At 73.5% G+C, this 26948-nt stretch carries 29 protein-coding genes and 2 pseudogenes; 23 read left to right on the plus strand and 8 right to left on the minus strand.

Annotation, left to right across the window (positions count from 1 at the left end):
- Nucleotides 1-26: 26 nt before the first annotated feature.
- The 4 genes from ABZ805_RS10705 to ABZ805_RS10720 are packed head-to-tail and all read left to right on the plus strand — an operon-like array spanning nucleotide 27 to nucleotide 2821.
- Nucleotides 27-800, plus strand: coding sequence for an SDR family oxidoreductase (locus ABZ805_RS10705; RefSeq protein WP_358437463.1), 774 nt, complete (start codon nucleotides 27-29; stop codon nucleotides 798-800).
- A 35-nt stretch (nucleotides 801-835) separates the two neighbouring features.
- Nucleotides 836-1384 (plus strand): orotate phosphoribosyltransferase, encoded by a 549-nt coding sequence (gene pyrE / locus ABZ805_RS10710; protein WP_358437465.1) that lies wholly within the window; start codon nucleotides 836-838, stop codon nucleotides 1382-1384.
- 4 nt (nucleotides 1385-1388) lie between these two features.
- On the plus strand, nucleotides 1389-2048 hold the full coding sequence (locus tag ABZ805_RS10715; protein WP_358437468.1) for a hypothetical protein: 660 nt from the start codon (nucleotides 1389-1391) through the stop codon (nucleotides 2046-2048).
- A complete protein-coding gene (locus ABZ805_RS10720; protein WP_358437470.1) occupies nucleotides 2045-2821 on the plus strand; it encodes a TrmH family RNA methyltransferase in 777 nt (258 codons plus the stop codon). Before ABZ805_RS10715 ends, ABZ805_RS10720 begins: the two co-directional genes overlap by 4 nt.
- 53 nt (nucleotides 2822-2874) lie before the next feature.
- Here ABZ805_RS10720 and ABZ805_RS10725 read toward each other — a convergent pair whose 3' ends face one another.
- The 4 genes from ABZ805_RS10725 to ABZ805_RS10740 form a co-directional block, all read right to left on the minus strand.
- A complete protein-coding gene (locus ABZ805_RS10725; protein WP_358437540.1) occupies nucleotides 2875-3537 on the minus strand; it encodes a VTT domain-containing protein in 663 nt (220 codons plus the stop codon).
- Between the two features lie 187 nt (nucleotides 3538-3724).
- Nucleotides 3725-3949 (minus strand): hypothetical protein, encoded by a 225-nt coding sequence (locus ABZ805_RS10730; RefSeq protein WP_358437473.1) that lies wholly within the window; start codon nucleotides 3947-3949, stop codon nucleotides 3725-3727.
- Between the two features lie 76 nt (nucleotides 3950-4025).
- Nucleotides 4026-5174 (minus strand): N-acetylglucosamine-6-phosphate deacetylase, encoded by a 1149-nt coding sequence (nagA, locus tag ABZ805_RS10735; protein ID WP_358437474.1) that lies wholly within the window; start codon nucleotides 5172-5174, stop codon nucleotides 4026-4028.
- Nucleotides 5175-5545: 371 nt separating this feature from the next.
- Nucleotides 5546-6121, minus strand: a complete 576-nt coding sequence (locus ABZ805_RS10740) for a SigE family RNA polymerase sigma factor (protein WP_358437543.1) — start codon at nucleotides 6119-6121, stop codon at nucleotides 5546-5548.
- An 82-nt stretch (nucleotides 6122-6203) separates the two neighbouring features.
- Between ABZ805_RS10740 and ABZ805_RS10745 the strand changes: the two genes are divergently transcribed.
- From ABZ805_RS10745 to ABZ805_RS10765, 5 genes are all read left to right on the plus strand, one after another.
- Nucleotides 6204-6485 carry a YciI family protein gene (locus ABZ805_RS10745; protein ID WP_358437477.1) on the plus strand — a complete coding sequence of 94 codons (282 nt, stop codon included), beginning with the start codon at nucleotides 6204-6206 and terminating at the stop codon, nucleotides 6483-6485.
- Between the two features lie 208 nt (nucleotides 6486-6693).
- On the plus strand, nucleotides 6694-7728 hold the full coding sequence (gene fbaA, locus ABZ805_RS10750; RefSeq protein ID WP_358437480.1) for a class II fructose-bisphosphate aldolase: 1035 nt from the start codon (nucleotides 6694-6696) through the stop codon (nucleotides 7726-7728).
- A 73-nt stretch (nucleotides 7729-7801) separates the two neighbouring features.
- Nucleotides 7802-8209, plus strand: coding sequence for a DUF3151 domain-containing protein (locus tag ABZ805_RS10755; RefSeq protein WP_358437483.1), 408 nt, complete (start codon nucleotides 7802-7804; stop codon nucleotides 8207-8209).
- Nucleotides 8210-8374: 165 nt separating this feature from the next.
- Nucleotides 8375-9718, plus strand: coding sequence for a hypothetical protein (locus tag ABZ805_RS10760; RefSeq protein WP_358437486.1), 1344 nt, complete (start codon nucleotides 8375-8377; stop codon nucleotides 9716-9718).
- A gap of 77 nt (nucleotides 9719-9795) precedes the next feature.
- Complete coding sequence (locus ABZ805_RS10765; protein ID WP_358437489.1) at nucleotides 9796-10851, plus strand: FUSC family protein; 1056 nt, start codon at nucleotides 9796-9798, stop codon at nucleotides 10849-10851.
- Nucleotides 10852-10972: 121 nt separating this feature from the next.
- Here the strand turns inward: ABZ805_RS10765 and ABZ805_RS10770 are convergent, their stop codons facing one another.
- Nucleotides 10973-12259: an adenylosuccinate synthase gene (locus tag ABZ805_RS10770; protein WP_358437492.1), complete on the minus strand. Its 1287-nt coding sequence runs from the start codon at nucleotides 12257-12259 to the stop codon at nucleotides 10973-10975.
- A 95-nt stretch (nucleotides 12260-12354) separates the two neighbouring features.
- Here ABZ805_RS10770 and ABZ805_RS10775 point away from each other — a divergent pair, with 95 nt between their 5' ends.
- From ABZ805_RS10775 to ABZ805_RS10800, 6 genes are all read left to right on the plus strand, one after another.
- Entirely contained in the window at nucleotides 12355-13062 is a 708-nt protein-coding gene (locus ABZ805_RS10775; protein ID WP_358437494.1) for a hypothetical protein, read from the plus strand.
- Between the two features lie 168 nt (nucleotides 13063-13230).
- Nucleotides 13231-13869 (plus strand): HNH endonuclease family protein, encoded by a 639-nt coding sequence (locus ABZ805_RS10780; RefSeq protein ID WP_358437497.1) that lies wholly within the window; start codon nucleotides 13231-13233, stop codon nucleotides 13867-13869.
- A 131-nt stretch (nucleotides 13870-14000) separates the two neighbouring features.
- Nucleotides 14001-14081 (plus strand): putative leader peptide, encoded by an 81-nt coding sequence (locus ABZ805_RS10785; RefSeq protein ID WP_358437547.1) that lies wholly within the window; start codon nucleotides 14001-14003, stop codon nucleotides 14079-14081.
- A 309-nt stretch (nucleotides 14082-14390) separates the two neighbouring features.
- The gene (locus ABZ805_RS10790) at nucleotides 14391-15401 is read left to right on the plus strand and encodes an ABC transporter substrate-binding protein (RefSeq protein ID WP_358437499.1); all 1011 of its coding nucleotides are present in this window, start codon (nucleotides 14391-14393) and stop codon (nucleotides 15399-15401) included.
- Nucleotides 15402-15415: 14 nt separating this feature from the next.
- A complete protein-coding gene (locus ABZ805_RS10795) occupies nucleotides 15416-16564 on the plus strand; it encodes an LLM class flavin-dependent oxidoreductase (protein ID WP_358437502.1) in 1149 nt (382 codons plus the stop codon).
- A gap of 111 nt (nucleotides 16565-16675) precedes the next feature.
- The gene (locus ABZ805_RS10800) at nucleotides 16676-17146 is read left to right on the plus strand and encodes a hypothetical protein (RefSeq protein WP_358437505.1); all 471 of its coding nucleotides are present in this window, start codon (nucleotides 16676-16678) and stop codon (nucleotides 17144-17146) included.
- A gap of 12 nt (nucleotides 17147-17158) precedes the next feature.
- Here ABZ805_RS10800 and ABZ805_RS10805 read toward each other — a convergent pair whose 3' ends face one another.
- Entirely contained in the window at nucleotides 17159-18259 is a 1101-nt protein-coding gene (locus tag ABZ805_RS10805) for a glycerophosphodiester phosphodiesterase (RefSeq protein ID WP_358437507.1), read from the minus strand.
- A gap of 289 nt (nucleotides 18260-18548) precedes the next feature.
- Between ABZ805_RS10805 and purD the strand changes: the two genes are divergently transcribed.
- The 6 genes and pseudogenes from purD (at nucleotide 18549) to ABZ805_RS10835 (ending at nucleotide 23470) form a co-directional block, all read left to right on the plus strand.
- On the plus strand, nucleotides 18549-19808 hold the full coding sequence (gene purD, locus ABZ805_RS10810; protein WP_358437510.1) for a phosphoribosylamine--glycine ligase: 1260 nt from the start codon (nucleotides 18549-18551) through the stop codon (nucleotides 19806-19808).
- Between the two features lie 203 nt (nucleotides 19809-20011).
- On the plus strand, nucleotides 20012-20314 hold the full coding sequence (locus tag ABZ805_RS10815; RefSeq protein WP_358437513.1) for a hypothetical protein: 303 nt from the start codon (nucleotides 20012-20014) through the stop codon (nucleotides 20312-20314).
- Nucleotides 20315-20339: 25 nt separating this feature from the next.
- Entirely contained in the window at nucleotides 20340-21596 is a 1257-nt protein-coding gene (locus tag ABZ805_RS10820; protein WP_358437515.1) for a transglycosylase SLT domain-containing protein, read from the plus strand.
- Nucleotides 21597-21624: 28 nt separating this feature from the next.
- Nucleotides 21625-22791: a pyridoxal phosphate-dependent aminotransferase gene (locus ABZ805_RS10825; protein WP_358437518.1), complete on the plus strand. Its 1167-nt coding sequence runs from the start codon at nucleotides 21625-21627 to the stop codon at nucleotides 22789-22791.
- Nucleotides 22792-22926: 135 nt separating this feature from the next.
- Nucleotides 22927-23169, plus strand: a pseudogene (locus ABZ805_RS10830) (hypothetical protein); the annotation flags it as partial.
- A gap of 115 nt (nucleotides 23170-23284) precedes the next feature.
- Nucleotides 23285-23470, plus strand: coding sequence for a hypothetical protein (locus ABZ805_RS10835; protein WP_358437521.1), 186 nt, complete (start codon nucleotides 23285-23287; stop codon nucleotides 23468-23470).
- A 25-nt stretch (nucleotides 23471-23495) separates the two neighbouring features.
- On the opposite strand, the gene ABZ805_RS10840 is transcribed toward ABZ805_RS10835, so the two are convergent.
- Nucleotides 23496-24827, minus strand: a complete 1332-nt coding sequence (locus ABZ805_RS10840) for an MFS transporter (protein WP_358437524.1) — start codon at nucleotides 24825-24827, stop codon at nucleotides 23496-23498.
- 124 nt (nucleotides 24828-24951) lie between these two features.
- Complete coding sequence (locus tag ABZ805_RS10845) at nucleotides 24952-25626, minus strand: TetR/AcrR family transcriptional regulator (protein WP_358437527.1); 675 nt, start codon at nucleotides 25624-25626, stop codon at nucleotides 24952-24954.
- A 195-nt stretch (nucleotides 25627-25821) separates the two neighbouring features.
- Between ABZ805_RS10845 and ABZ805_RS10850 the strand changes: the two genes are divergently transcribed.
- Both ABZ805_RS10850 and ABZ805_RS10855 read left to right on the plus strand, forming a co-directional pair.
- Entirely contained in the window at nucleotides 25822-26748 is a 927-nt protein-coding gene (locus ABZ805_RS10850) for a shikimate dehydrogenase (RefSeq protein WP_358437530.1), read from the plus strand.
- Nucleotides 26729-26948: pseudogene (locus ABZ805_RS10855) on the plus strand (sugar phosphate isomerase/epimerase and 4-hydroxyphenylpyruvate domain-containing protein); the annotation flags it as partial. The gene ABZ805_RS10850 and the pseudogene ABZ805_RS10855, both read left to right, overlap by 20 nt.

The following is a 26948-nucleotide window of genomic DNA, read 5'->3' on the forward strand; positions in this document are numbered from 1 at the left end:
GCCGGCGAGGCGATACGGTGCGCAGCATGCCTACCGCACTCGTCACCGGCCCCACCTCCGGAATCGGCAACGCCTTCGCCCGCAGGCTGGCCGCCGAGGGGCACGACCTGGTGCTCGTCGCCCGCGACGGCGCGCGGCTCGAAGAGCTCGCCGCGGCGCTGCGCGACCGGCACGGGGTGACCGTCGAAGTGCTCGTCGCCGACCTCGCCGACGACGCGCAGCTCGCCCAGGTGGAGCGGCGCGTCGCGGACGAGCGGCGACCGGTGGACCTGCTGGTCAACAACGCCGGTTTCGGCACCGGCGGCGCCTTCTGGGACACCGAGCCCGCGACGCTGCGCAAGCAGCTGGACCTCAACGTGGCCGCGGTGCTGCGGCTGACCCACGCGGCCGTGCCCGGGATGCGCGCCCGCGGTGGCGGCGACGTGATCAACCTGTCCAGCGTGGCCGGGTTCTTCTCGGTGGCGGGCTCGACCTACGCGGCCACCAAGTCGTGGGTGACGACGTTCTCCGAAGGCCTCGCCTCCGCGCTGACCGGTAGCGGGGTGCGGGTCATGGCGCTGTGCCCCGGGTTCACCCGCACCGAGTTCCACCAGCGCGCCGGGCTGAGCATGGACCGGCTGCCGAAGGCGTTCTGGCTGCGCGCCGACGACGTGGTGCACGAAGGGCTCGCCGACCTGCGCCGCGGCCGGTCGGTGTCCATCCCCGGCCCGCAGTACAAGGCGCTGGTCACCGTCGGCCGGCTCATCCCGCACCGGGTGCAGCGCGCCGTGGTCCGCCGCACCGTTCCCGGCCGCACCTGATCCGGCGCGGCGCGGCGCCAGTAGGATCGGGGCTCGTGACTCAGGTCGACCAGCAACAACGCGCCGAACTCGCCCGACTCGTCACCGAGATCGCCGTCGTGCACGGCAAGGTGACGCTGTCCTCCGGCAAGGAGGCCGACTACTACGTCGACCTGCGCCGGGCGACGTTGCACCACGCCGCCGCCCCCCTCATCGGCACCCTGCTGCGGCAGCTCACCGCGGACTGGGAGCACACCGCCGTCGGCGGGCTGACCCTGGGCGCCGACCCGGTCGCGACCGCCATGATGCACGCGTCCGGCCGCCCGCTCGACTCGTTCGTGGTGCGCAAGAACGCCAAGGCGCACGGGATGCAGCGCCGCATCGAAGGCCCCGACGTGGCGGGCCGCAAGGTCCTCGCCGTCGAGGACACGTCCACCACCGGCGGCAGCGTGCTCACCGCCGTGGAAGCGCTGCGCGAGGAGAACGCCGACATCGTCGGCGTGGTGACCGTGGTGGACCGCGGCACCGGCGCCCAGGAGGCCATCGAGGCCGCCGGGCTGACCTACCGCTCGCTGCTGGACCTCTCCGACCTCGGGTTGAGCTGATCCCGTGGGTGCCGTCGTCCCGCTCGCGTTCCTGCTGATCGTCCTGATCCTGGCGGGCGGTGTCGCGGTGGCCGTGCTCGGCCGCAAGCGCTCCGTCCGGAACTACCAGCGGCTGCTGCGGTCCGGTGCGGGCTGGCGGCAGGTGCCCGCGGACGACCTGTGGCAGCGGGTGCGGGCGCTGCGCGAGTTCGCGAGCTCCCGCGGCCTGCAGGACCACTTCCACCTGGCCGGGCAGCACCGCGGCCTCCCCTTCGAGGCCGTGCAGCTGCGGCGGCCGCCGGGCGTCGGGCAGCGGGTGTTCACCTTCGGGGTGGCGGTGGCGCTGCCCCGGCCGGTGCCCGGTCCGGAACTGCGGCTGGCCCGGTCCGGCGTGTTCGGCGCGCTCGGCCAGGACCTGCGGGTCGAGCTGGGCGACGCGGAGTTCGACCGCGCCTACCTGCTGACCTCGACGGACGCCGACTTCGCCCGGCGCGCGCTGCCCGCGGCCGCGGCCCGCTCGCTGCTCGGTGACGAGCGCACCGCGGGCGTGGTGCTGGAGTTCGGGCCGGAGCACCTGGTGGCGTTCCGGCCCGGGGCGGCGACGCCGGAGTCGGTGCTGCCGATGCTGGACCTGCTGGTCGACCTGCACGGCGCCGTGCCGTGGGAGGAGTTGTCCGGGCGATGAACCAGGACGTGGACGCGCCCGGCCGCACCGGGGAACCGGTGGCCGGGGAGCGGTCGAGCGGAGATCCGGTGATCGGGGAGCCGGTGGCGGGGAAGCCGGTGGCCGCAGAGCCGGTCGCCGCAGAGCCGACCGCCGCAGAACCGGGCCCGACCGAGTGGGGCCCCGAGGTCGGCGTCGGCCCCTGGCCCGGCCCCTGGCCGGACGACGACCGCTACGACCCGGAGCTGCTCGCGAACGGCGACCGCCGCAACGTCGTCGACCACTACCGCTACTGGCGCCGCGACGCCGTCGTCGCGGACCTCGACACCCGGCGGCACGACTTCCACATCGCCATCGAGAACTTCCAGCACGACCACAACATCGGCACCGTGGTGCGCACCGCGAACGCGTTCGCCGCCCGGGCCGTGCACATCGTGGGCCGCCGCCGCTGGAACCGGCGCGGCGCCATGGTCACCGACCGGTACCAGCACGTGCACCACCACCCGGACCTGGTGTCGCTGCGCGAGTTCGCCGCCGAGCAGGGGCTCGCGATCGTCGCGGTGGACAACATCCCCGGCGCGACGCCCATCGAGCGGACCGCGCTGCCGGAGCGCTGCGTGCTGCTGTTCGGCCAGGAAGGCCCCGGTCTCGGCGCCGATTCGCGGGGCACCGCGGACCTGGTGGTGTCCATCGCCCAATTCGGCTCCACCCGGTCCATCAACGCCGGGGTGGCCGCGGGGATCGCGATGCACGCGTGGATCGCGCAGCACGCGGACCCGTCCCGCGCCTGGTGAGGACGTGAAAAAGCCCGGCCGGGAGGCGGCCGGGCTTTCGGGTGGTCGGTGGGTCAGGCGGCGTCCTTGGCCTTCGCCCGGCGGCCGCGCACGTACTCGATGATGATCGGCACGATCGAGATGAAGACGATCAGGATCGCCATCGCCTCGAGGTTCTCCTTGATGATCGGGATGTTCCCGAGGAAGAAGCCGAGCACGGTCATGCCCGCGGCCCACAGCACCGCGCCCACGGCCGAGTAGGCGAAGAACTTCCGCTGGTCCATCTGCCCGACGCCTGCGACGGCGGTGATGAACGTGCGCACGATCGGCACGAAGCGCGCCAGGATGATCGCCCGCGCACCGTAGCGCTCGAAGAACTCGTGGGTCTTGTCCACGTGCTCTGCCTTGAACAGCTTGGAGTCGGGCTTGTTGAACAGGGTCGGCCCGACCTTGCGGCCGATCCAGTACCCGGTCACGTTGCCGATGAACGCGCACGCGGCCAGCAGCAGGCAGGTCAGCCAGAGCGGCGTGGAGATCGCCCCGGTCGCCACGAACAGGCCGGTCACGAACAGCAGCGAGTCACCGGGGAGGAAGAACCCGATCAGCAGGCCGCACTCCGCGAAGATGATCAGGCAGACGCCGATCAGCGCGAACGGGCCGAGCGAGCTGACGATGGTCTCCGGATCCAGCCAGGAGGGCAGCAGGGCGAGCGTGGACGTTCCGGCGGCGTTGAGCATCGCGGGGAGTTCGGTCGTCACGCTCGCCAACGGTACCGGTGCCCGCTGAGCGCGAACGGCCAGCCCGACCTCGGCCACCGGGCTCGGCGCAAGCCGCCACGCCGGGAGCCCGCCGGATCCGACCCCGCGTGCTCCGCGCCGAACGTCCCATTCGTCCGGTATCGCAGGTGGCGCGGGCGCGGGCCGCTCAGCCGAGGGTGAGCACGCCGACGACGCCGCCGGCCACGATGCCCAGCAGCATCGCGAACAGCAGCACCTGGCCCACCGGCAGCCTGCGCCGCGCGGGGGCCGGCGGCGGCGCCATCGGCATCGGCGGCGGAGTCGGGGCGGCGTTCCCGGGCTGCCCGCCCACCGCCTGCGCGCGCAGCGCCGCGGACAACAGGCTTTCCGGGGTGTCCCGCGAGCTATCCATACCGGTCAGCCTAACCACCGCGAGGGGTGCGGCCGGACATCGCGGACGCGTGGCGAGGCGGGCGCGGCTGGCGCGGTCAGTCCAGCCAGATCCCGGACTTCATGACGCGCCGGAGGCGGAGGTCGTCGTCCAGCAGCACCAGGTCGGCGGCGAGGCCGGGGCGCAGCGAGCCGACCCGGTCGGCGGCGCCGAGCAGCTCGGCGGGCCGGGTCGACGCGGCGTGCACGGCGTCGGTCACCGGCAGCCCGGCGCCCTCGACGAGGTTGCGGAACGCGACGTCCATGGTGAGCGTGCTGCCCGCCAGCGATCCGTCCGCGAGCCGCGGCTCCCCGTCCACCACGGTGACCGGCAGCTTCCCCAGCTCGTAGGTGCCGTCCCCGGCCCCGGTGGCGCTGATCGCGTCGGTGATCAGCACGGTCCGCCCGGTGCCGGCGTGCCGCGCGGCGAACGCCACCACGGCGGGGTGCAGGTGCACGAGGTCGCAGATGAGCTCGACGGTGACGCGCTCGTCGTCGAGCAGGGTGCCGACCGGGCCGGGTTCGCGGTGGTGCAGCGGGCGCATCCCGTTGAACAGGTGGGTGGCGACGGTGGCGCCCGCGTCGACGGCGGGCAGCACCTGCTCGCGGACGGCGTCGGTGTGGCCGACGGCGGCGATGACGCCGTGCTCGGCGAGGGTGCGCACCGCGTCCACCGCGCCGTCGAGCTCGGGGGCGAGCGTGACCATCCGGATCGAGCCCCGCCCCGCGTCGAGCAGCGTCCGGACGGAGCGCTGGTCCGGCGCCCGCAGCAGCGCCGGGTCGTGGGCTCCGCACCGCGCCTCGGACAGGAAGGGGCCTTCGAGGTGGATGCCGTCGACCAGGCCGTCCACGACGAGGTCGTGCAGCGCGCTGACCTGGTCCGCCAGGTCGGGGACGGGTGCGGTGACGAGGCTGGCGAGCATGGTGGTGGTGCCGTGCGAGCGGTGCGCGGCGAGCGCTGCCCGCGCCTGCTCGGCGTCGCGGCCGGTGAAGGCGCCGCCGCCTCCGCCGTGGCAGTGGATGTCGACGAAGCCGGGCACCAGCCAGCCGTCGCCGAGGTCCGTGGCGCCCGCGGGGGCCGGGCCGGTGCCGAGTTCGGCGATGGTGCCACCGGACAGGCGGATCCAGCCGTCCTCCAGCACGCCTTCCGGGGTGACGATGCGGCTCGCGGTGAGGGTGCCTGCGCCGGTGTCGTGCGCGCTGCTCACGGGGGGTCCCCACTTTCGTTCGGCCCTCGTCCCGCGATCCGCGGGTGCGGGCGGCGCCGCGCGGCGGGCGGCGCTCGGGTGTGCGGTCGACGTCCGGCGTCCATCCTCCGGCACCGGCACTCCGGTGGTCTACACCATTCCGGTGTGGTCTTCATCCGGAGCGGCGCGGGGTCGCCCGGTCGCGGCGGCGTCCGGGTGAAAGGCCGGTGTGGATCGGGTGATCTCGATCAGCCGGAGGCGGGCTCCGCGCCGGTCGCGGTGGCGGTGCGGGAAGCGCGGCGCGGTGGTGTCCGCTGCTCGCGCTCCGCACCCGGCTCACCTGATCAGCGGTCGCACGACGGCGGGCGACCGCTGACGTGGGCGGACGGCGGTCAGTGCGAGCGCATGACCTTCTGCAGCGCTTCCAGGCCGCGGCTGGCGGTGGACTTCACGGTGCCCTTGGACACCCCGGTCGCCTCCGAGATCTCCGCCTCGGTGAGGTTGCCGTAGTAGCGCAGCACCAGCACCTCGCGCTGCCGCGGCGGCAGCTCGCCCAGCGCGGCCACCACCGCCTGGTGCTCGGCCGTGAGCATCGCCAGCGACTCCGCGGAGCGCGCGTCGGCCTGGTGCGGCGGCTGGTACTCGCGGGCCGTCTTCCGGCGGCGCAGCACCGAACGGCTGCCGTTGACCACCGCGGTGCGCAGGTAGCCGATCGCCGCCTTCGCGTCCCGCAGCCCGGACCAGTTGCGGTAGAGCCCGGTGAACGCCTCCTGCACCACGTCCTCCGCGGTCGCCGGTTCGTCGACCAGCAGGATCGCCAGCCGGACCATGCGCATCCGCTGCTGGCGGTAGAGGTCTTCGAGGGTGAGCGGCTGGTCGGTGGGAGTGGATGCGGTGTCGATGGCGCGGAGGTGGCCCAGCGTCTGCTCGACGCTGCGCTCGACCCCCGATGAGGAATCCCCGAACATGATCTGAAAGTACCGGCTCACCGGGCGGCTGTCCCTCGGCCGGGTAGCGTCCGCCCGAGGTTCGTGATCAGGGAGGTCCGAAATGGCGAAGTTCGTGGTCGAAATGGTCTACGGCGATGACGAGGAACGGCGGCTCGCGGTGCGTCCGGACCACCGGGTGTACGCGAAGTCGTTGGCCGAGCAGGGCGTGCTGCTCGCGGGCGGCCCGTACGCGGACGGCGCCGGAGCGCAGCTGGTGTACGAGGCCGAGGACGAGGCGGCGGTGCAGCGCCTGCTCGACGCCGACCCGTACCTCCGGGAGGGGGTGCTCGCGTCGACCGCGATCCGGGAGTGGCACGCGATCACCGGTTCCTGGGTTTCCTGATCCACTGGCCTGTTCAGGCGACCCCGCACCCCCGAAGGTGTGAGGATTCCGACAGGGGTGCAGATCCGCACCGATCCAGTGGTCTTCCCTATGACGCGAACGGGTAGCGCTGATCGACACGGGCCCGCGCGGACCCCGCGCGCCCTCGTAGGATTCGGCGCGGCTCCCCGCTGCCAAGAACGACTCCATCCCCCGAGGAGGACGACCGATGCCCATCGCGACCCCCGAGGTCTACACGGAGATGCTGGACCGGGCGAAGTCAGGTGAATTCGCCTACCCGGCCATCAACGTGACCTCGTCGGAGACGCTCAACGCGGCGCTGCGCGGCTTCGCCGAGGCCGAAAGCGACGGCATCATCCAGGTCTCGACCGGTGGCGCCGAGTTCGCCTCCGGCACGAAGGTCAAGGACATGGTCACCGGCGCCACCGCGCTCGCCGAGTACGCGCACGTCGTGGCCGCGAAGTACCCGGTGAACATCGCGCTGCACACCGACCACTGCCCGAAGGACAAGCTGGACGGCTACGTCCGCCCGCTGATCCAGATCAGCCAGGAGCGGGTGGACCGCGGCGAGAACCCGCTGTTCCAGTCGCACATGTGGGACGGGTCGGCCATCGAGCTGCACGAGAACCTGCAGATCGCCTCCGAGCTGCTGGACCTCGCCGCCAAGGCGAAGATCATCCTGGAGCTGGAGGTCGGCGTCGTCGGCGGCGAGGAGGACGGCGTCGCCAACGACATCAACGAGAAGCTCTACACCGCCGCGGGCGACTACGAGCACACCGTGGAGGCGCTCGGCGCCGGTGAGAAGGGCCGCTACCTGCTGGCCGCGACGTTCGGCAACGTGCACGGCGTCTACAAGCCGGGCAACGTGAAGCTGCGCCCGGAGATCCTCAAGCAGGGCCAGGAGGTCGCCTCCGAGAAGCTGGGCCTGCCCGCCGGTTCGAAGCCGTTCGACCTGGTCTTCCACGGCGGTTCCGGTTCGCTGCTGGAGGAGATCCACGAAGCGGTGTCCTACGGCGTGGTGAAGATGAACATCGACACCGACACCCAGTACGCGTTCACCCGGCCCATCGCCGACCACATGCTGAAGAACTACGACGGCGTGCTGAAGATCGACGGCGAGGTCGGGAACAAGAAGGTCTACGACCCGCGCAGCTACCTGAAGGCCGCCGAGCAGGCGATGGCCGCGCGCGTCGCGCACGGCTGCGAAACGCTCAAGTCCGCGGGCCGCATGCTGGCCGGCTGACCGCCGCACCGCTCGTCGAACGCCACCCCGGCCGCCGGGGTGGCGTTCGTGCGTCCGGTGACAAGATGGCGCCATGACGAACCTGCTGGAGCCACCGGAAACGCTGCTGCCCGAGAACGAGCCCGCGCAGGCCGCGCTGGACGCGGGCACCGACCCGGCCCTGGTGGCCGCCGAGCACCCCACCTTCAGCGCCGCGTGGGCGCAGCTCGGCGAGGCCGCGCTGGAGAACGGCGAGACGATCGCCGCCTACGCCTACGCCCGCACCGGCTACCACCGGGGCCTGGACGCGCTGCGCCGCTCCGGGTGGAAGGGCTTCGGCCCGGTGCCGTGGCGGCACCGCCCCAACCAGGGCGTGCTGCGCGCCGTCGCCGTGCTGGCCAAGGCCGCGGGCGCGATCGGCGAGACCGACGAGTTCGACCGCTGCCGCCAGCTCCTGCTCGACAGCGACCCGGCGTCGGTGGAGGCCACCGGAGTCGCGTGACGCCTGGGCGGGAACGGGCTGCGCGGGAGGGACCGGGGTGCCGGTGCCTCCCGCTGCCCGTTCGCGCAAGGGCGCTGCCCCCGCCTGGGGGCTCGGAGCCCTTCCGGCCCCAGGCCCGCACCGGCGACGCTGGGCACTCGGGTTGCCGGGAGCAGGAGGCGTGCCGTGCGCGACGTGGAGGCGGTGCCGGCCGAGCCCGCGCGGCGGTCCGGGCGGTCCCCGGTGCGGCGCGTGCTCTCCGGCTCACCGGAGCAGCGACGACTGCTGGCCCTGCAACGCACGGTGGGCAACGCCGTGGTGGCGCGGGCGGCGGAGGAGGGCGTGGAGCTGTCCGAGCTCGGCGGCCCGGCCCCGGTGGCCCAGGCGGGACCGTCGGTCCCGCAGCATTCGCTGGAGATCGGCTTCCCACAACCGCCGGAGCAGCAGTCACCGTGGTTCCAGCTGTTCTGCTGCGGAACCGGGCGGAAGTCTTCCGGCCCGGAGACCGCCGACGCGTGGCGTGCCGTGCTCGCCGCGGCGCGGCAGGACAACCAGCGCTTCGACGAGGACTCGCAGCTCCGCTTCCACCACGACACCCGAACGGTGCTGGTGCGGTATCACGCCCGGGAACTTCGCCTGACCTATCCGAAACTGGCCGGCGAGCTCGTCAAGCGTGCGACGGATCTGGTCCGTGGCGGCCTCGACGACGCGAGGAATCTGACCAAGTACGGCGAGGCGTACCCGCCCACCGCGGGGTACTGGAACCGGGAGGACGAGGATCGGGTCGCCCTCGGGCGCAACGCGGCGCACGCTGCGGAGTCGGCCGCCCTGCGGCCCGAGCCCGCGGACCCGGTGCCCGCGAATTCCAGGGCCGTGCCCGCAGAGGTGTTCCGCCAGGTCATCGCGGATGGATCCGACGGCCTGGTGATCGGTGAGAACCACGCGGAGACCCACGCCTACTACTTCCTCGCCGACAACATGGCCGAGCTGAAGAGCAAGGGCCTGCGCACGATCTACCTGGAACTGCTGCGGGTCGGCCCCATCCAGCAGTGGGTGGACGACTACCTGGCAGGCGGCGCGGAGATGCCGCCGCAGCTCGACAACGCACTGCGTGAGGGCGCACGGCACGACGGCCCGCGCCGGGTGATCGAGGCCGCGAAACAGCACGGTGTCCGGGTCCGGGCCGCGGACGGATTCTCAGCGCAGAGGAGGTACCTGTGGGGACAGGACGGCGAGGCGTGGGGAAAGCACGAGCGGGCAGGGCTGATGAATTCGTTCACGACCTCGGTGATCGATGAGGATTCCGAGGGTCGAGGTCGTTACGTGGCCGTGGTGGGTGAAGCGCACGCGCGTGATCACCGGTTCAGCGGCCGTCGTGACGACCTCGGAGGCGTGGACTCCCCGCAAGTACCCGTCCCGGAACTGCCCGAACTCGTCCCCGGCCTCACCCGCTACCTCGGCGTGCCCGCCATCCGCCTCACCAGCCCGGACCAGGCGGTCTCGATCGACCCGGCCCGACGGCCGTCGTAGCCCACCGCTACCTCTCGGCGATCGACGTGGCGGAGAATGGGCTCGTGCATCGGGTTCGGCAGGAGTTGAGTCGGCGGTTGCGGCGGTTGTTCCGGTCGGGGGTGCCGATCGTGCAGTGCGCCGTCGCCGCCGGGCTGGCGTGGGCGGTGGCGAAGAGCCTGGTGGGGCATCCGGCGCCGTTCTTCGCGCCGATCGCCGCGGTGGTGTCGCTGGGCGTGTCGCTGGGGCAGCGGCTGCGGCGGGCGCTGGAGCTCGTCGTCGGCGTGAGCATCGGCATCGGGGTCGGGGACATCCTGATCTCGGCGATCGGCACCGGTCCGTGGCAGATCGCGCTGGTGGTGGCGCTGGCGATGAGCACGGCGGTGCTCGCGGACAGCGGGGCGATCATCGTGCTGCAGGCCGCGTCCTCGTCGGTGCTGGTGGCGACGTTGCTGCCGCCTGCTTCGGCGGGCGGCCTGACCCGCATGATCGATGCCGCGGTCGGCGGGCTGATCGGGTTCGCGGTGGCGGCGCTGCTGCCCGCGAACCCGCTGGCGGTGGCGCACCGCAACGGCAGGCTGGTGCTGGGGGCGCTCACCGACGGGCTGCGCGGGGTGGCGTGGGCGGTGTCGCGGCGGGACACCGACCTGGCCTCGGACACGCTGGCGAAGGTGCGCAAGAGCCAGGAGCTGGTGGACGAGTTCCGCACCGCGCTGGACGCGGGCGGGGAGATCGCGAAGATCGCGCCGATCCGCTGGCGCCGCCGCGGCGACCTGAAGCGCTACGAGGCCGCGGCCACGCCGATCGACCGCGCGTTGCGGAACACCCGGGTGCTGGCGCGGCGCGCCATGTCGGCGCTGCGGGACGACGAGCCGGTGCCGCGCCCGCTGCCGGGCCTGCTGGAGGAGCTGGCCGGTTCGGTGGTGCTGCTGCGCGACGAGCTGGCGGGCGGCAACGAGCCCCTGCAGGCGCGGGAGGCGGCGCGCGCGGTGGCGCGGAAGTCCTCGGTGGAGCTGCTCGGCGAGGGCGACTTCTCGATGCAGGTGGTGGTGCTGCAGGTCCGCTCGATCGCGGTCGACCTGCTGCAGGCCACCGGCCTCACCCGGACCGAGGCGATCGCCGCCCTGCCGCCGCTGCACCCCCGCGCGAAGTGAGCGGTCCGCGCCGGAGGTGACCGGCCGCGCCGGGTGCGAGGGCCCGCGCGGAGCGGGACGGCCCGCCCGTCCGGCAGAACCGGGTGGGCGGGCCGTTCACCTGTGGTGTTCGGTGCTCAGCTCACGCCATCGTGTGGCGGACGATCGTCTGGTCGCGGCCGGGGCCGACGCCGATCGCGGAGATGCGGGCACCCGCCAGCTCCTCCAGGCGCAGCACGTAGTTCTGCGCGTTCACCGGCAGGTCCTCGAAGCTGCGGGCCGCGCTGAGGTCCTCGGACCAGCCCGGCAGCTCCTCGTACACCGGCACCGCGTGGTGCACGCCGGTCTGCGTCATCGGCATCTCGGTGACCCGCTGCCCGTCCACGTCGTAGCCGACGCACACCGGGATCGTCTCCAGCCCGGACAGCACGTCCAGCTTGGTGAGGAAGTAGTCGGTGATGCCGTTGACCCGGGTCGCGTAGCGGGCGATGACCGCGTCGAACCAGCCGGTGCGCCGCGAGCGCCCGGTGGTGACGCCGAACTCGCCGCCCTGCTTGCGCAGGTTCTCGCCCGCCTCGTCGGTGAGCTCCGTCGGGAACGGGCCCGCGCCGACGCGGGTGGTGTAGGACTTCAGGATGCCGATCACGGCGTTGATCCGGGTCGGCCCGATGCCGGAGCCCGCGCACGCCCCGCCGGAGGTCGGGTTCGACGAGGTCACGAACGGGTAGGTGCCGTGGTCCACGTCGAGCAGCGTGCCCTGCGAACCCTCCAGCAGCACCGTCTCGCCGCGCTCCAGCGCCTCGTTGACCAGCAGCTTGGTGTCGGCGATGCGGCCGGCGAAGCGCTCGGACTGCTCCAGCACGGTGTCCACGACCTCGTCGGCGTCCAGCGCGCGGCGGTTGTAGACCTTCACCAGCAGCTGGTTCTTGAACTCCAGCGCGGCCTCGACCTTCTGCCGCAGGATCTTCTCGTCCAGCAGGTCCTGCACGCGGACGCCGACGCGGGCCACCTTGTCCTGGTAGGCGGGGCCGATGCCGCGGCCGGTGGTGCCGATCTGCTTCTTGCCGAGGTAGCGCTCGGTGACGCGGTCGATCGCCACGTGGTACGGCATGATCATGTGCGCGTCGGCGGACAGCAGCAGGCGCGAGGTGTCGACGCCGCGCTCCTCCAGCCCCGCGAGCTCGTCGAGCAGCACGCCCGGGTCGACGACGACGCCGTTCCCGATCACGTTCGTCACGCCCGGCGTGAGGATGCCGGAGGGGATGAGGTGCAGCGCGAAGTCCTGCCCGTCGGGCAGCACCACGGTGTGACCCGCGTTGTTGCCGCCCTGGTAGCGCACGACCCACTGCGCCTGCTCACCGAGCAGGTCGGTCGCCTTGCCCTTGCCCTCGTCGCCCCACTGGGCTCCGATCAGCACGATCGCCGGCATGTGAAACTCCAACCTGGACTGTGGGTCCGCGCGAGCGACTCCCCGCTCCGACGCGACACTGATGCCGGTCGATCAGGGTAAACCAGGAGCGAAACGTGAGTACCACTGCACTGTGCTGCACAAACGGTGACCACCCCACGCGTCCGGGCGGTCACGTGGAGTGGCATCCGGTTCCGCCTGCTCCCGGGAAGGCCGAGGTCGATGCGCTGCTGCCCGACGGCCCCGGGCGAGTCGTCGTCCAGGGTACCGATGCGGACCTGGCGGCGGTCGTGCTGCGGCTGCTGCGCCGGAACCGCATCGCCGACCTCGCCGTCGGCTACGTGCCGGTGGCCGAGTCGCCCGCGACGCGGCTGTGGGGCATCCCGGTGGGCCCGGACGCCGAGCGGCTCGCGTTCGAGGGCGCGGCCCGGCCGTCGGCGCTGGTGCGCGACGACAACGGCGGGCTGCTGATCGCGAGCGGCCGGGTGGAGCCGATCACCGGCCAGGTGTACTGCGACGACCAGCGGGTGCTGCACGGCCCGGCGCGGAGCCTGGAGATCACCCCCGACCCGGCGGCGGAACCGCTGCCGGAACCGACCTCCGACCCGATGTCGGCGAACCTGGACCCGGCCGCGGACGGCCTGCGGGTCACCGCGGTGCGCCGCGGCCTGCTGCGCACCCGCCGGGACACCACCCGCGGCCGCGCGGTGCAGGCCGGGTTCCGCGAGGCGACCGTGCTCCGCGACGGCGTGCCGCACCCGCGGCCGGTGACCAAGTGGGCCTGGTACCGCCACACCGAGGACCTGCTGCTCGTGCGGCCCTGACCGGAGACCGAAAACCCCTGCGCACACACGGTTTTCCCAGAACCGGCGCGGCGCCGGTGGCGGTTTCACGACAGGTCACCGCCTAGTCACTTCGGGGCATTGCCACGGCCACCTCGCTCGATGAAGGTCAGGATCGACATCGGCGAGATCAGCCCAGCGGAGGTCCCCATGACACCGACCCGTTCGCTTCGCGCAGCACTGACCGCTCTGCCCCTGGCCGGGGCCCTGTCGCTCGGCCTGGCCGTGCCCGCCGGTGCGGAACCGCCCGGCATCCCCGACGCGGCGACCGCGCAGACCCAGCTCGACGCGCTGCAGGTCGCCCCCGAAGGCTCTCTCGACGGCTACGACCGGGACCGGTTCCCGCACTGGATCGAAGGCCCCGACGGCTGCAACACCCGCGAGTCGGTGCTCAAGCGCGACGGGGAGGACGTCGAGGTCGGTTCGGACTGCTACCCGACCTCCGGCACCTGGAACAGCCCGTACGACGGCGGGAGCTGGACCAAGCCGTCCGATGTGGACATCGACCACGTGGTGCCGCTGGCCGCGGCCTGGCGATCCGGGGCCTCCGAGTGGACCGACGAGCAGCGCGAGGCCTTCGCCAACGACCTCGAAGGCCCGCAGCTGATCGCCGTCACCGACAACGTGAACCAGTCCAAGAGCGACAAGACCCCGGACCAGTGGATGCCGCCGGAAGCCGGCTACCACTGCACCTACGCCTCGATGTGGATCGGCTCCAAGCACAAGTACGAGCTGACCGTCACCGAAGCCGAGAAGACCGCCTTGAAGGACGCGCTCGGCAGCTGCTGATCGTCGTCGACGCCGGACCCGCGCCCCGCTCACCTCCGTGGTGGGCGGGGCGTTGCGCTGCGGTGCCACCTGGTGGGACGCGGTCCGGCGGGCGTTGACCGGGAGATCGCGCCGGTGCGAACCTGCTGGGCATGACCGCGCGCACCGCACTGACCGGGCGCCTGCACGTCGACCTCCGGCGGCAGGCCAGCGCCCTCTGTCGCCTCCGCTGAGGAACCTCACCGGCTGTTCTTCGAATTCTTTTCGCGTAGCGCTGGGGTGGCGGAACCTCAGCGGCCCCCTCGCTGCGGGATCGTTTTCGCAGGTGGCTCCGCCACATGCGAAAACGCTGTCCTCGCGAGGGAACCGCTGAGAACCCGCGGGTGGTCCGGCTGATCAGGTGGTCGGCGGCTCAGCGGCTCCGCCGCTGACGGGACACCGCTGAACCCCGCTGCGCTGGTTCGAAGGCAGGCGGCCACCCGTTCGTCCGGGGCGCCCAGTGCGGCCCGGGTTCCGCTCTGCTCAGCGAAAGCGATGACACCGTGCACCGTCGGGAATTCCTCGCCGCCCTCGCCCTCACCACCACGACCGCCGGGCTGCTCGGCGCGTGCGGTCGCGGCCCCGATGCGGCCACCGCGCCCGTCCCGCCGCCGGTCGGCGACGACGAGCTGCGCCGGGTGCGGCTGCGCGTCGGGGACCAGAAGGGCAACTCGCAGTCCCTGCTGCGCTCCGCCGGGCTGGATCGGGCGCCTTACGCGATCGAGTGGGCCACGTTCACCTCCGGCCCGCCGCTGCTGGAGGCCGCGTCCGCCGGGGCCATCGACATCGGCGGCGTCGGCAACACGCCCCCGCTGTTCGCGGCCGCCGCCAAGCGCGAGGTGAAGGTCGTGTCCGCGTCGAAGGGCAACGTGACCAGCGACGCGCTGATCGTGCCCCGGGACTCCCCGCTGCGGCGGGTCGAGGACCTGCGCGGGAAGAAGATCGCGCTGGCCCGCGGCAGCTCGGCGCACGGCCAGGTGCTGCTGAGCCTGCGGAAGGTCGGGCTCACCCCGGACGACGTGCAGCTGGTGATCCTGCAGCCCGCCGACGCGCTCGGCGCGTTCAACGGCGGCGAGGTGGACGCCTGGGCGATCTGGGACCCGTACTTCGCGCAGGTGCAGCTGGAGACCGGCGCGAAGGTGCTCACCGACGGCACCGGCATCTCGAACGGCCTCGACTTCCAGGTGGCGAGCGACGAGGCGCTCGCGGACGCCGCCAAGAACACCGCGCTCGCCGACTACGTGGTCCGCGTCGCGCAGGCCCAGCTGTTCTCCGACTCGCACCGCGCGGAGCGCGCGCGGGCGTGGGCCGAGGACACCGGGCTGCCGATCGAGGTCACCCGCCGCGCCACCGACGCCGGACCGAACCTGCCGATCCCGCTGGACGACGCGGTGGTCCGCTCCTCGCAGGAGCTCGCCGACGCGTTCGTGCAGGCCGGGGAGATCCCGCGGAGCTTCGACTTCGCCGAGTACGTCGACACCCGCTTCGCGCAGCGGCTCGCCGCCGTCCGCTGACCAGGAGGAGACGCATGAGCATCACCCTGCACTGGTTCCTGCCCACCCACGGCGACGGACGGTCCATCGTGGACCGACCGCACGTCACGGCGGCCGCCGCGAACACGCCCCGCGAACCGGACATCGACTACCTGGCGCAGGTCGCGCAGGCCGTCGAGCACCTCGGGTTCACCGGCATGCTCACCCCCACCGGCAGCTGGTGCCAGGACGCGTGGGTGACCACCGCGGCGCTGCTCGGGCGCACCAAGCGGATCAAGTTCCTCGTCGCGTTCCGGCCCGGCTCGCTCACCCCGACGCTGGCCGCGCAGCTGGCCGCCACCTACCAGCAGGTCTCCGGCGGCAGGCTGCTGCTCAACATCGTCACCGGCGGCGAGTCGACCGAGCAGCGCCGGTACGGCGACTGGCTGGACCACGACCGCCGCTACGAGCGCACCGACGAGTTCCTCGCCGCGCTGCGCGCCATCTGGTCGGGGGAACCGGCCGACTTCGACGGCGAGCACTACCGGCTGCGCGGCGCCACCGCCCACGCGGTGCCGGACCCGGTGCCGCCGCTGTACTTCGGCGGCTCGTCCCCGGCGGCGCTGCCCGTCGCCGCCCGCCGCGCCGACGTGCACCTGACCTGGGGCGAACCGCCCGCGCAGGTCGGCGAGCGGATCGCCCGGCTGCGGGAGCTGGCCGCCGCGGAGGGCCGCACCCTGCGGTTCGGGCTGCGCGCGCACACCATCACCCGGGACACCTCCGCCGAGGCGTGGGCGACCGCGCAGCGCTTCCTGGACCAGATGGACCCGGCGGACGTGGCCGCCTCGCAGGCGAAGTTCGCCGCCACCGAATCCACCGCGCAGCGGCGGATGGCCGAGCTGCACGGCGGGGTGCTGCACGAGGACGCGCGGAAGCTCGAAGTGCACCCGGGCCTGTGGTCCGGCGTCGGGTTGCTGCGCGGCGGGGCGGGCACCGCGCTCGTCGGCAGCCACGAGGAGGTCGCCGACCTGATGTCCGAGTACCACGACGTCGGCGTGGAGGAGTTCGTGTTCTCCGGGTACCCGCACCTGGAGGAGGCGTACCGGTTCGGCGAAGGCGTGCGCCCGATCCTCGCCCGCCGCGGCCTCCTCGCCGGGTCCGAGTCCGCCGCGACCCCCGCGCCCCGCCCGGTCGCCGCCTCCTGAGCCCGGTCCGGGACCACCCCGAGCCGGGATCCGGGACGAACCCGATCCCCGCGCCCCGCCGCGCCGCTTACGTTCGACCCGCAGCCGGGGGACGACGTGGGGAGACGGGCCGTGGAACCGAAGGACGCAGCACCGGCGGCGGTGCGCCGCTCGATCATCGCCTGGACCTGCGCCGTGGCGGCGGGGGTCGCCGAGACGGTGCTGCACGTCGGGCGGCTCGTCGCGGACGGGGCGCCCGCCGAGGGGCTCGCCGGGCAGCTGGTGCTGCGCGGCGCCGTCTACGCCGCGGTGCTGGTCCTCGTGCTGCGGCTGCGGCGCGGCGGGAACGGGGTGCGGATCGCGGTGGCGGTGCTCGTCGGCGGCCTCGGCACCGCGAGCATGGTCGGCCCGCCGATCGCGGAGGTGCTGGGCGGACTCCCGGTCGAGCAGGCCTTCCTGACCGGCACCGGGCCGTGGGCGTGGACGTTCGCCGCGTTGCGCGCCGCGCACCTGGTCGCGGTGTGCGCGGGACTGGTGCTCCTGTTCGCGCCCGCGTCGAACGCGAACTTCCGGGCGGTCGGGGCCGCCGCCGGACGGCCCTGACCGCCCGCTCGCTCAGCCGCGGGCTTCGACCGCGATGTCCGGGAAGTCGCTGAAGACGCCGTCGATCCCCTGGGCGAACAGCGCGTCGAAGTAGCCGAGCACGTCGCCGAACTCGGACGGCACCGCGGAGGAGCGGAAGTCCGCGGGCAGGAAGTCGTTCTCCGCGCGCACCGTGTACGGCACGACCTGCAGGCCCGCCGCGTGCGCGTCCGCGGTCACCGAGGTCGGCCCGGTGAGGTGCCCCGACTCGTCGACCGGCAGCAGCACCTTCGTGTCCGGGCCGATCACGTCGGCGTACTCCGCGATGCCGCGCAGGCCCTCCTGCGTCACCAGGTCCGCGTAGGTGCGCGGGTCGCCGGACTCCACGAAGTCCTGCGGCGCGCCGCTGTCCGAGATCAGCTGCACCAGCCGCACCCGCAGCGAGCGGTCCAGCTCCCGCAGGTTGGCGACCTCGAAGGACTGCACCACGACCTTCGCGTCCGGCCGGTTCAGCCCGTTCTCGTCCAGCGCGCGCACCACGCGCGGCTCCAGCGGCAGGCCGATGCGCTGGAAGTAGGAGGGGTGCTTGGTCTCCGGGGCGACGCCGATCTCGCGGCCGAGCTCCGCCGACAACCGGCGGGAGAGGTCCACGACCTCCTGGAACGTCGGCACCTCGAAGCGGCCGTCGTAGATCGTGTTGTTCGGCCGCAGCTGCGGGATGCGTTCCTTCGCGCGCAGCGCCTTCAGCTCGGCGAGGGTGAAGTCCTCGGTGAACCAGCCGGTCAGCTCGGCGCCGTCGATGGTCTTCGTGGTCTTGCGGTCGGCGAACTCCGGGTGGTCGGCGACGTCCGTGGTGCCGCTGATCTCGTTCTCGTGCCGGGACACCAGCACCCCGTCCTTGGTGGGCACCAGGTCCGGCTCGATGAAGTCGGCGCCCATCCGCGCCGCCAGCTCGTAGGAGGCCAGCGTGTGCTCCGGGCGGTAGCCGGAGGCGCCCCGGTGCCCGAACACCTCGACGCGACCGGCCTCCGGAGCGGCGGTCGCGGTGGGCGCCGCGGCGGGCAGCTGGGCGATCGCGCTCAGCACGGCGGCGGTGGTCACGGCGAGCGCCGCCAGGCGCACCCGGATCGACATCTGTCCTCCAGCGAGTTCGTGGCGCGGGGAAGGGCCGCGCGCCCGGCCCGACCTTCGCGGTGGCGGGCGACCAACGGGACAAGAACATCCGACGACGGGGTGAAGGAACGGCGACACGCCTCCGCCCGCGCACTCCCGCGCCGGGCCCGGTTCGCGGCTGCCGCACCGGGAGGCCGGGAAACGTACCGCGAGATGATCTCCGCCGGTCACCGGCCGGTCATGTCCGGTTCACCACACCGCGCCGGGGGGCCGCCGTCGGCGGCGCGCGGGACGCTCTACGCTTCCGCTCGTGCGAATCCTGGTGATCGGGGCAGGCGGCCGTGAGCACGCGATCGTGCTGGCGCTGTCGAAGGACCCGTCGGTGACCGCCCTGGCCTGCGCTCCCGGCAACGCGGGCATCGCCGCGCTCGCCGAGCCCTACGCGGTGGACGTCGCCGATCCGGCGGCGGTGACCGAGCTCGCCACCGGCTGGAAGGCCGACCTGGTCGTGTTCGGCCCGGAGACCCCGCTGGTCGCCGGAGCCGCCGACGCCGTCCGCGCCGCGGGCATCCCCTGCTTCGGGCCGTCGAAGGGCGCCGCCCGCATCGAGGGCTCCAAGGCGTTCGCGAAGGACGTCATGATCTCGGCCGGGGTGCCCACCGCGCACAGCGAGACGGTGGACAACCCGGCGAAGCTGGACGCCGCGCTGGCCCGCTTCGGCCCCACCTGGGTGGTCAAGGACGACGGGCTCGCCGGCGGCAAGGGCGTGCTGGTCACCACCGACTTCGACGCGGCGCGCGCGCACGCGCTGACGCTGCTCGACGACGGGCACCCGGTGCTGCTGGAGTCCTTCTTGGACGGTCCGGAGGCCTCGCTGTTCTGCCTGGTCGACGGCACCACGGTGGTCCCGCTGCTGCCCGCGCAGGACTTCAAGCGCGTCGGCGACGACGATGCGGGCCCGAACACCGGCGGCATGGGCGCCTACGCGCCGCTGCCGTGGGCGCCGGCGGGCTTCACCGAGGACGTCGTGCGCACCGCGGTGCAGCCGGTGGTGGACGAGCTCGCCGAACGCGGTACCCCGTTCTCCGGCCTGCTGTACGCGGGCCTGGCGCTGACCTCGTCGGGTCCGCAGGTCATCGAGTTCAACTGCCGGTTCGGCGACCCGGAGACGCAGGCCGTGCTGGCGCTGCTGCGCACCCCGCTGGCGGGGCTGCTGGACGCGGTCGCCCGCGGTGAGCTCGCCGCCGCCCCCGCCCTGGAGTGGGAGGACGGCGCCGCGGTGACCGTCGTCGTGGCCGCCGAGGGCTACCCGGGCCGGCCTCGGGTGGACGACGTGATCACCGGTGGCGACGCGATCGGCGTGCTGCACTCCGGGACCCGGCGCCGCGAGGACGGCGCGGTGCTGTCCGCGGGTGGCCGGGTGCTGTCCGTGGTCGCCACCGGCGCGGACCTCGACGCCGCCCGCGACGAGGTGTACCGCCGCGTCGCCGCGGTGCGCCTGCCCGGCTCGCACCACCGCGTGGACATCGCGCTGCGCGCCGCCCGCGGCGAGATCACCCCGCCCGCCTGACCGGACGCCCTGCGACGAACGACCGCGAACCGCGCGCGAGCCACGGCCGCGCGCGGTTCGCCGCGTCCGGGACCGTTCGACTGCTCTTCGGCGAAAACACCGCCGCGCGCCCCCGTCCGGGGTAATCATGAGATCGGGTGGAACGGTGCGCCGGTGTGGCGCGTCGACCCCGTCGGACATCCGGGCCGCAGCGAGGAGAGGTCGTGCCAGACGCCGGTTACAACATGGGGGCCTTGGAGGACTGCCGCTCCGCGCTGGAGGGCAAGGCGGGCCCGGTCGGCGCCATCGGCGACGGTTTCGAGGGCGGGCCCGCCGAGGCCGGCCTGTTCGGCGAGCTGGACGCCGCCGCCGGGCTCGCCGACGCGGTCACGAAGCTCGACGAGACCGCGAAGCAGCAGTTCGACGCCGCCGAGCAGCTGCTCCGCAGCGTCAGCGGCGCGCTCGACGCGGTCCGCACCAGCGTCGAGGACATCGAGCAGCACAACGAAGACTCGATGCGGGTCTGAGCCGCCTCGCGAGCTGGGGGACGAGATGGGCATTGCAGAGGAGATCGCCGGCAAGCCCGGTGGCGCGGCGCTCGCCGAGCAGGTGCGGAAGCTGGAGCGCAGCCGACCCGAGTCGATCACCGACATCGCGCGGCGCTGGCGCGACGCGGCGGGCACCACCGGGAACACCTCGGGGGACGTGACCAACGCCGTCACCGGCCTCGACGACGCGTGGCAGGGCGCCTCCGCGGACGCCTTCGTCGGCTACATGGGCCAGGTCCGCGGCGGGTTCGACCGGGCGAAGTCGGTGCTGGAGAGCTCGGCGGACGCGCTGGACCGGGCGGCCGAGGCCGTGCGCACCGCGAAGGACGCGCTCAACGGCATCGGCGAACGCGCCCTGGCCGACGCGAAGCGGGCCGAGGACACCTACCGCGAGGCGGAACGGGCGCACCCGGACGACCCGGCCGCCCTGGAACCGGCCCGCCGGGTGCGCGACGACGCGATCACCCGGGCGATGGACTCGCACGCCGCGGACGCCCGCGGCGAGGTCACCGCGGCGAACGAGGCGCTGCACGGCGCGCTGACCGAGCTCACCGGTGCGGCCGAGGGCATGGCGGACGTGTTCACGACGATCCCGAAAGCGGGCGAGCAGGGCTTCACGCCAGCTCCGGGACGCGAGACCAGGTGGGAGTTCCAGGAGCCCGCGGGCCCGGCGAGCACCGAGCAGGCGGGCGCGACCGGGCCGGGCGGGGACTCCCCGGGCGGGCCGGGCGGTCCCGGCGGATCGGGCGCGTCGAGCGGGTCCGGCGGTTCCGGGAGTTCCGGCGGAGGTTCGGACGGGGCGAGCGGTTCCGGCGGCTCCAGCGGTTCCGGAGGTTCCGGCGGCTCGGGCGGTTCCGGTGACCTCGGCTCCAGCGGTGGCCCGCCCAGTGGTGGTCCACCGCCCGGGAACGTGGACCAGTGGATCCGGGAGGCCATCGAGATCCTGCGGGCCAACGGCATCCCGGTGACCGAAGCGGACATCGACAAGATCTGGACGATCATCCAGAAGGAGTCCGGCGGCGACCCGCACGCCATCAACGACTGGGACTCGAACGCCGCCAAGGGCACCCCGTCGAAGGGCCTGATGCAGTGCATCGACCCGACGTTCCAGGCGCACAAGCTCCCCGGCCACGACGACATCTACGACCCGGTGGACAACATCATCGCCGGGGTCCGCTACACCTTCGACCGCTACGGCGGTTTCGAAGGACACCCGGGCCTCAAGTCGATGGCCGGAGGCGGCGGCTACCAGGGCTACTGATCACCTGGTCGCGTGACAGGGTGTGGGCATGCTCGAGCCCAGCGCCCTGTCCGTCGCCCAGCGGGCGAACGTGCCGCCGTTCCAGGTCATGGAAGTGCTCTCCGCCGCCAACGCCCGCCAGCGGGTGCGCGGGGACGTGGTGTCGCTCGCCGCGGGCCAGCCGTCGAGCCCGGCGCCCGCCGCGGTCCGGGAGGCGGCGGCCGAGGCGGTGCGGCGGCATCCGCTGGGCTACACCGAGCAGCTCGGCCTGCCGCAGCTGCGGGAGGCCATCGCCGGGCACGGCGCCCGCACCTACGGGCTGCCCGCCGATCCGGCGGAGGTGGTGGTGACGACCGGCGCGTCCGGTGCGTTCCTGCTGGCGTTCCTCAGCGCCTTCGACCCGGGCGATCGGGTGGCGCTGGCGCGGCCCGGCTACCCGGCCTACCGGAACATCCTGTCCGCGCTGGGCTGCGAGGTGGTGGAGCTGCCGTGCGACGCGAGCACCCGGTTCCAGCCGACGGTGGCGATGCTGGAGGAGCTGGACGAGCCGGTGCGCGGCCTGATCGTGGCGTCCCCGGCGAACCCGACGGGCACCGTGCTCGGCGCGGACGAGCTGGCGGAGCTGGCGTCCTGGTGCGACCGCCGGGGCGTGCAGCTGATCAGCGACGAGATCTACCACGGCATCGAGTACGGCGAGCGGCTGCGCTCGGCGCGCGAGTTCTCGGACGAGGCGATCGTGGTGAACTCGTTCTCGAAGCTGTGGTGCATGACGGGCTGGCGGCTCGGCTGGATGCTGGTGCCGCCGCGGCTGCGGCGCGCGGTGGACTCGCTGACCGGCAACTTCACCCTGTGCCCGCCCGCGATGTCGCAGCACGGCGCGGTCGCCGCGTTCGGCGCGGACGTGTACGCGGAGGTCGGCGAGCACGTCCGCCGGTACGAGACGAACCGGGAGCTGCTGCTGACCGGGCTCGCGGAACTCGGCATCCAGCGGGTCGCGCCCGCCGACGGCGCGTTCTACGCGTACGCCGACATCGGCGAGCTCACCGACGACTCCTCGGCCTGGTGCCACCGGTTGCTGGAGGAGACCGGCGTGGCGGTGGTGCCGGGCGCGGACTTCGACCCGGAGCTCGGCGGCCGGTTCGTGCGCCTGTCGTACGCGGGCGCGACCGAGGACATCGCGGAGGCCGTCGCCCGCCTCGCCACCTGGCTGCGCTGATCCGACCGGAGCGGGCGGCCCGCCCCGCCCGCACCCGATCCGCCGCCCGACCCGCGGTGCCGCCCGACCCGATCCGCTCGGCCCGCTGGTGCTGCTCGACCCGATCCGGTCGGCCCGCGCCGCGCGGCCGCCGCGGAGCGGGCGGCGCACTACGCCGACGACGTGGCCGAAGTCGTCCGCGCGCAGCGGGCCGGCGAGCTGCGCGACGACCTGGCCCCCGGTCACCTGCTCTACGTCGCCCGCGCGCTGGCGGCCTGGTGGCTGGCCGTCCCGTCGACGGTCGCGCTCATGCTCGGCGGAGCGGACGCCGACGAGCCCGCCGAGCGCCGCCGGGTGCTGGGCGACGTGGTCCGCGACGCCACCCGGCCGCGCCGGTGACGGCTCCGGCCTCGGGGTGGTCCCGGAGTTCTCCCGGATTCCGCTGCTGGAACGGGGTTGCGGCGCCCGCCGTTCTGGCAAGCGGGGTTGAGTCCTGCTGAACGGGGTGGTCCGGATGGTGTGGAAGGTGATCGGCGGTCTGCTGCTGCTCTGGCTGGTGGTGGGCGTCGTGGGGGTCGTGCTGAAGGGGCTGTTCTGGCTGGCCGTGGTCGGTGGCGTGCTGTTCGTCGCGACCGCGCTGATCGGCTACGCGTCGGACCGGAAGAAGCTCGGCGAGACGAAGCGGCTCGGCTCCAGGTGAGCCGCGGGGCCGGGCCCCGCCGCGGTCAGCCGGCCGCGATCGGGTCCGGCGCCCGACCGTCGCGCCTGCCGAGCTCGTCGGTGGGCACGCGGTGCGTTTCCCGCGCGGTGAGCACCGCGACGATGTTGCAGGCGCAGAGCGCGGCGATGAACGCGGAGACCGCGAACCAGCCGTCCCGCCCGGGCCCGATGGCTTCGGCGATGCTGGGCGAGAACCCGGCGACGGCGAACCCGATCTGGGTGCCGACGGCCATCCCGGACAGCCGCACCTTCGGCGGGAACATCTCCGCGTAGAACGCGGGCCACACCCCGTTCGGGGCGCTGTAGGCGATGCCGAACAGCAGGATGCCGGTCAGGAAGATCAGCGAGTACCGGCCGGTGGAGATCGACCACAGGTACCCGAACATGAGCACCGCGCAGGCCGCGGTCCCGCCGATGAACACGGGCCGCCGCCCGATCCGGTCGGACAGCAGCGCGCACAGCGGGATCGCCGCCAGCGCGACCACGTTCGCCAGCACTCCCACCCACAGCATCGGGGTGCGGTCCAGCCCGACGGTGTTCACCGCGTAGCTGAGGGCGTGCACGGTGAAGATGGTGCTCACGGCGGCGACGGTGGACGCCACCACCACGCGCAGCACGTCGGCCCAGTGCTCGCGGAACAGCGCGGCGATCGGCGGCTCGCGGTCGTCCTTGGCGGATTCCCGCTGGAACACGGGGGTTTCATCGAGGGTGCGCCGGATGACGAGGGCGACGATGACGACGATCCCGCTGAGCCAGAACGGCACCCGCCAGCCCCAGGCGAGCAGCTGTTCCTGCGGCATCGCGGCGATCGGCAGGAAGACGGCGGTGGCGAGGATCTGCCCGGCCTGGGTGCCGCTGAGGGTGAAGCTGGTGAAGTAGCCGCGGCGGTGCTCCGGCGCGTGCTCGAGGGTCATGGAGCTGGCGCCGGACTGCTCCCCGGCGGCCGAGAAGCCCTGCAGCAGCCGCAGCGCGACCAGCGTGATCGGTGCGGCGACGCCGATCTGCTCGTAGGTGGGCAGGCAGCCGACGCCGACCGTGGCCAACCCCATCAGCAGCACCGTGAGCACCAGCACCCGCTTGCGCCCGAACCGGTCGCCGACGTGGCCGAGCACGAACGCGCCGACGGGCCGCGCCAGGTAGCCGACGCCGAACGAGGCCAGCGCGAGCAGCGTGCCGGTGGCGGGCGAGGACGCCGGGAAGAAGATCTTGTTGAACACCAGCGCCGCGGCGGTGCCGTAGATGAAGAAGTCGTAGTACTCCAGCGCGCTGCCGATCCACGCCGCCCACGCGGCTTTGCGGTGTTCGCCCGGCGTCGCGGGCGTGCGGGTCTCGGTCACCGAGTAGCTCCTGACGGTCCTGGCTCCGTTGCGCGGAACAGCGAGAAGCGGTGATGTACCACCTGGTTAGTCCGTAACTGTGCGGTGGCGGCACACCGGTGTCAAGGTCCGATCAGGACTCGGCTCAACCCGCCTCGGGGGCCGCGGTCAGGTAGCTGACCACCAGGTCGCCGACCATTCGGCGGTAGTGCTCGCGGCGGTCGGCGGCCAGCATGTCCCGGCCGAAGATCGCCTGGAAGGTGTGCCGGTTGGCGGTGCGGAACACGCAGAACGAGCTGATCGCCAGGTGCACGTCCAGCGCGTCGACGTCGGCCCGGAACAGCCCCGATCCGCGGCCGCGCTCCAGGATTCCGGTGAGCACCTCCAGCGCGGGCGTGCCCAGGCCGGGCAGCTCCGCGGACTTCGCCAGGTGCCTGCCGTGGTCGATGTTCTCGATGGAGACCAGCCGGATGAACGCCGGGTGCGATTCGTGGTGGTCGAAGGTGGATTCGGCGACCCGCCGGATCGCGGCCACCGGGTCCAGGTCGGCGACGTCCAGGCCCTGCTCCACGCCGCGGATCGCCGCGTAGGCGCGCTCCAGGGCGGCGATGTAGAGCTGCTCCTTGCCGCCGAAGTAGTAGTAGATCATCCGCTTGGTGGTGCTGGTGCGGGCGGCGATCTCGTCGACCCGCGCTCCGGCGTAGCCCTTGTCGGCGAACTCGGCGAGCGCCACGTCGAGCAGTTCCGCGCGGGTGCGCTCGGCGTCGCGCTGGCGCGGTTCGTCCGCCTGCCGGTCACCGGCGGGGGGCGGTGGTGCCACCACGGGGGCTCCCTCGTCTCGTGGGTGCCGGCCGGGGTTCCGGCTGGTCGGCGGCCGGTCCGGCCCGGTCGATCAGGCCCCAGCCTAATCCGGTCGGCCCCGGCCCGGTCCGTGGTCCTCGGCGGCGGTCCGCGGTCGCGGTCCTTGGCCGTGGTCCACCGCCGGGCTACTGTGTACTAGCTGGTTCGTTCATTGTTGTGCGGGCTGCGGTCCGCGGCACCGGGGGAGGCCGCCATCAGCGACATCGGGTACCTCACCGGGTTGGTCGGCGCGGGCATCGGCCCGTCGCTCAGCCCGGCGCTGCACGAACGCGAAGCCGCCGAGCTCGGGCTGCGCTGCCTCTACCGGCGGCTCGACCTGGACCGGATCGGGCCGCCCGCCACCGCCGTCGGCGACGTGCTGCGCGCCGCCCGGCTCACCGGGTTCACCGGGCTCAACATCACCCACCCGGCGAAGCAGCTGGTCCTGGAGCACCTCGACGAGCTGTCCCCGGACGCGGCCGCGCTCGGTGCGGTGAACACCGTCGTGTTCACCCCGGAAGGCGCCATCGGGCACAACACCGACTGGTCCGGGTTCGCCCGCAGCTTCGGCCGCGGCCTGCCGGACGTGCCGGTGGACCGGGTCGTGCTGCTCGGCGCGGGCGGGGCCGGCGCCGCCGTCGCGCACGGGCTGCTGACCCTCGGCACCGGCGAGCTGCACGTGCTCGACCTGGACGCGGGGCGGGCCGCGGAGCTCGCCGCCGCGCTGCGCCGCCGGTTCGGCCCCGACCGCGCGACCTCCGGCGACTTCGACCCCGCCGCCGCGCTCACCGGCGCCGACGGCCTGGTGCACGCCACGCCCGTCGGGATGGCCGCGCACCCCGGGCTGCCGGTGCCCGCCGACGCGCTGCACCCCGGGCTGTGGGTCGCCGACGTGGTGTACCGGCCGCTGCACACCGAACTCGTCCGCACCGCCCGCGACCGCGGCTGCCGCGTCCTCGACGGCGGCGGCATGGCGGTGTTCCAGGCCGCCGACGCGTTCCGCCTGTTCACCGGGCGGGAACCCGACGCGGAACGGATGCTGCGCCACTTCGAGACGCTCGTGACCGAACCCGGAGGCCCCCGTGTGCACGCCGCCCGCTGAACGCGCCCGCTCCATCGCCACGGTCTGCCTGTCCGGCTCGCTGGAGGACAAGCTCACCGCCGCGGCCGCCGCGGGCTTCGGCGGGGTGGAGATCTTCGAGAACGACCTGATCGCCTCCGCCGCCACCCCGGAGCGGATCCGCGCGCAGTGCGCGGACCTCGGCCTGGGCATCGACCTCTACCAGCCGTTCCGCGACTTCG

Source organism: Saccharopolyspora sp. NPDC047091 (assembly GCF_040643635.1).
GTDB lineage: Bacteria > Actinomycetota > Actinomycetes > Mycobacteriales > Pseudonocardiaceae > Saccharopolyspora_C.

What these genes read in the sequence shown, in the direction of transcription:
- ABZ805_RS10705 (WP_358437463.1), top strand. Translation starts at nt 27, where the DNA reads ATGCCTACCGCACTCGTCACCGGCCCCACCTCCGGAATCGGCAACGCC.
- ABZ805_RS10720 (WP_358437470.1), top strand. Translation starts at nt 2,045, where the DNA reads ATGAACCAGGACGTGGACGCGCCCGGCCGCACCGGGGAACCGGTGGCC.
- ABZ805_RS10725 (WP_358437540.1), bottom strand. Translation starts at nt 3,537, where the DNA reads ATGCTCAACGCCGCCGGAACGTCCACGCTCGCCCTGCTGCCCTCCTGG.
- ABZ805_RS10730 (WP_358437473.1), bottom strand. Translation starts at nt 3,949, where the DNA reads ATGGATAGCTCGCGGGACACCCCGGAAAGCCTGTTGTCCGCGGCGCTG.
- ABZ805_RS10740 (WP_358437543.1), bottom strand. Translation starts at nt 6,121, where the DNA reads ATGTTCGGGGATTCCTCATCGGGGGTCGAGCGCAGCGTCGAGCAGACG.
- ABZ805_RS10745 (WP_358437477.1), top strand. Translation starts at nt 6,204, where the DNA reads ATGGCGAAGTTCGTGGTCGAAATGGTCTACGGCGATGACGAGGAACGG.
- fbaA (WP_358437480.1), top strand. Translation starts at nt 6,694, where the DNA reads ATGCCCATCGCGACCCCCGAGGTCTACACGGAGATGCTGGACCGGGCG.
- ABZ805_RS10755 (WP_358437483.1), top strand. Translation starts at nt 7,802, where the DNA reads ATGACGAACCTGCTGGAGCCACCGGAAACGCTGCTGCCCGAGAACGAG.
- ABZ805_RS10770 (WP_358437492.1), bottom strand. Translation starts at nt 12,259, where the DNA reads ATGCCGGCGATCGTGCTGATCGGAGCCCAGTGGGGCGACGAGGGCAAG.
- ABZ805_RS10780 (WP_358437497.1), top strand. Translation starts at nt 13,231, where the DNA reads ATGACACCGACCCGTTCGCTTCGCGCAGCACTGACCGCTCTGCCCCTG.
- ABZ805_RS10785 (WP_358437547.1), top strand. Translation starts at nt 14,001, where the DNA reads ATGACCGCGCGCACCGCACTGACCGGGCGCCTGCACGTCGACCTCCGG.
- ABZ805_RS10795 (WP_358437502.1), top strand. Translation starts at nt 15,416, where the DNA reads ATGAGCATCACCCTGCACTGGTTCCTGCCCACCCACGGCGACGGACGG.
- ABZ805_RS10805 (WP_358437507.1), bottom strand. Translation starts at nt 18,259, where the DNA reads ATGTCGATCCGGGTGCGCCTGGCGGCGCTCGCCGTGACCACCGCCGCC.
- ABZ805_RS10820 (WP_358437515.1), top strand. Translation starts at nt 20,340, where the DNA reads ATGGGCATTGCAGAGGAGATCGCCGGCAAGCCCGGTGGCGCGGCGCTC.
- ABZ805_RS10825 (WP_358437518.1), top strand. Translation starts at nt 21,625, where the DNA reads ATGCTCGAGCCCAGCGCCCTGTCCGTCGCCCAGCGGGCGAACGTGCCG.
- ABZ805_RS10835 (WP_358437521.1), top strand. Translation starts at nt 23,285, where the DNA reads ATGGTGTGGAAGGTGATCGGCGGTCTGCTGCTGCTCTGGCTGGTGGTG.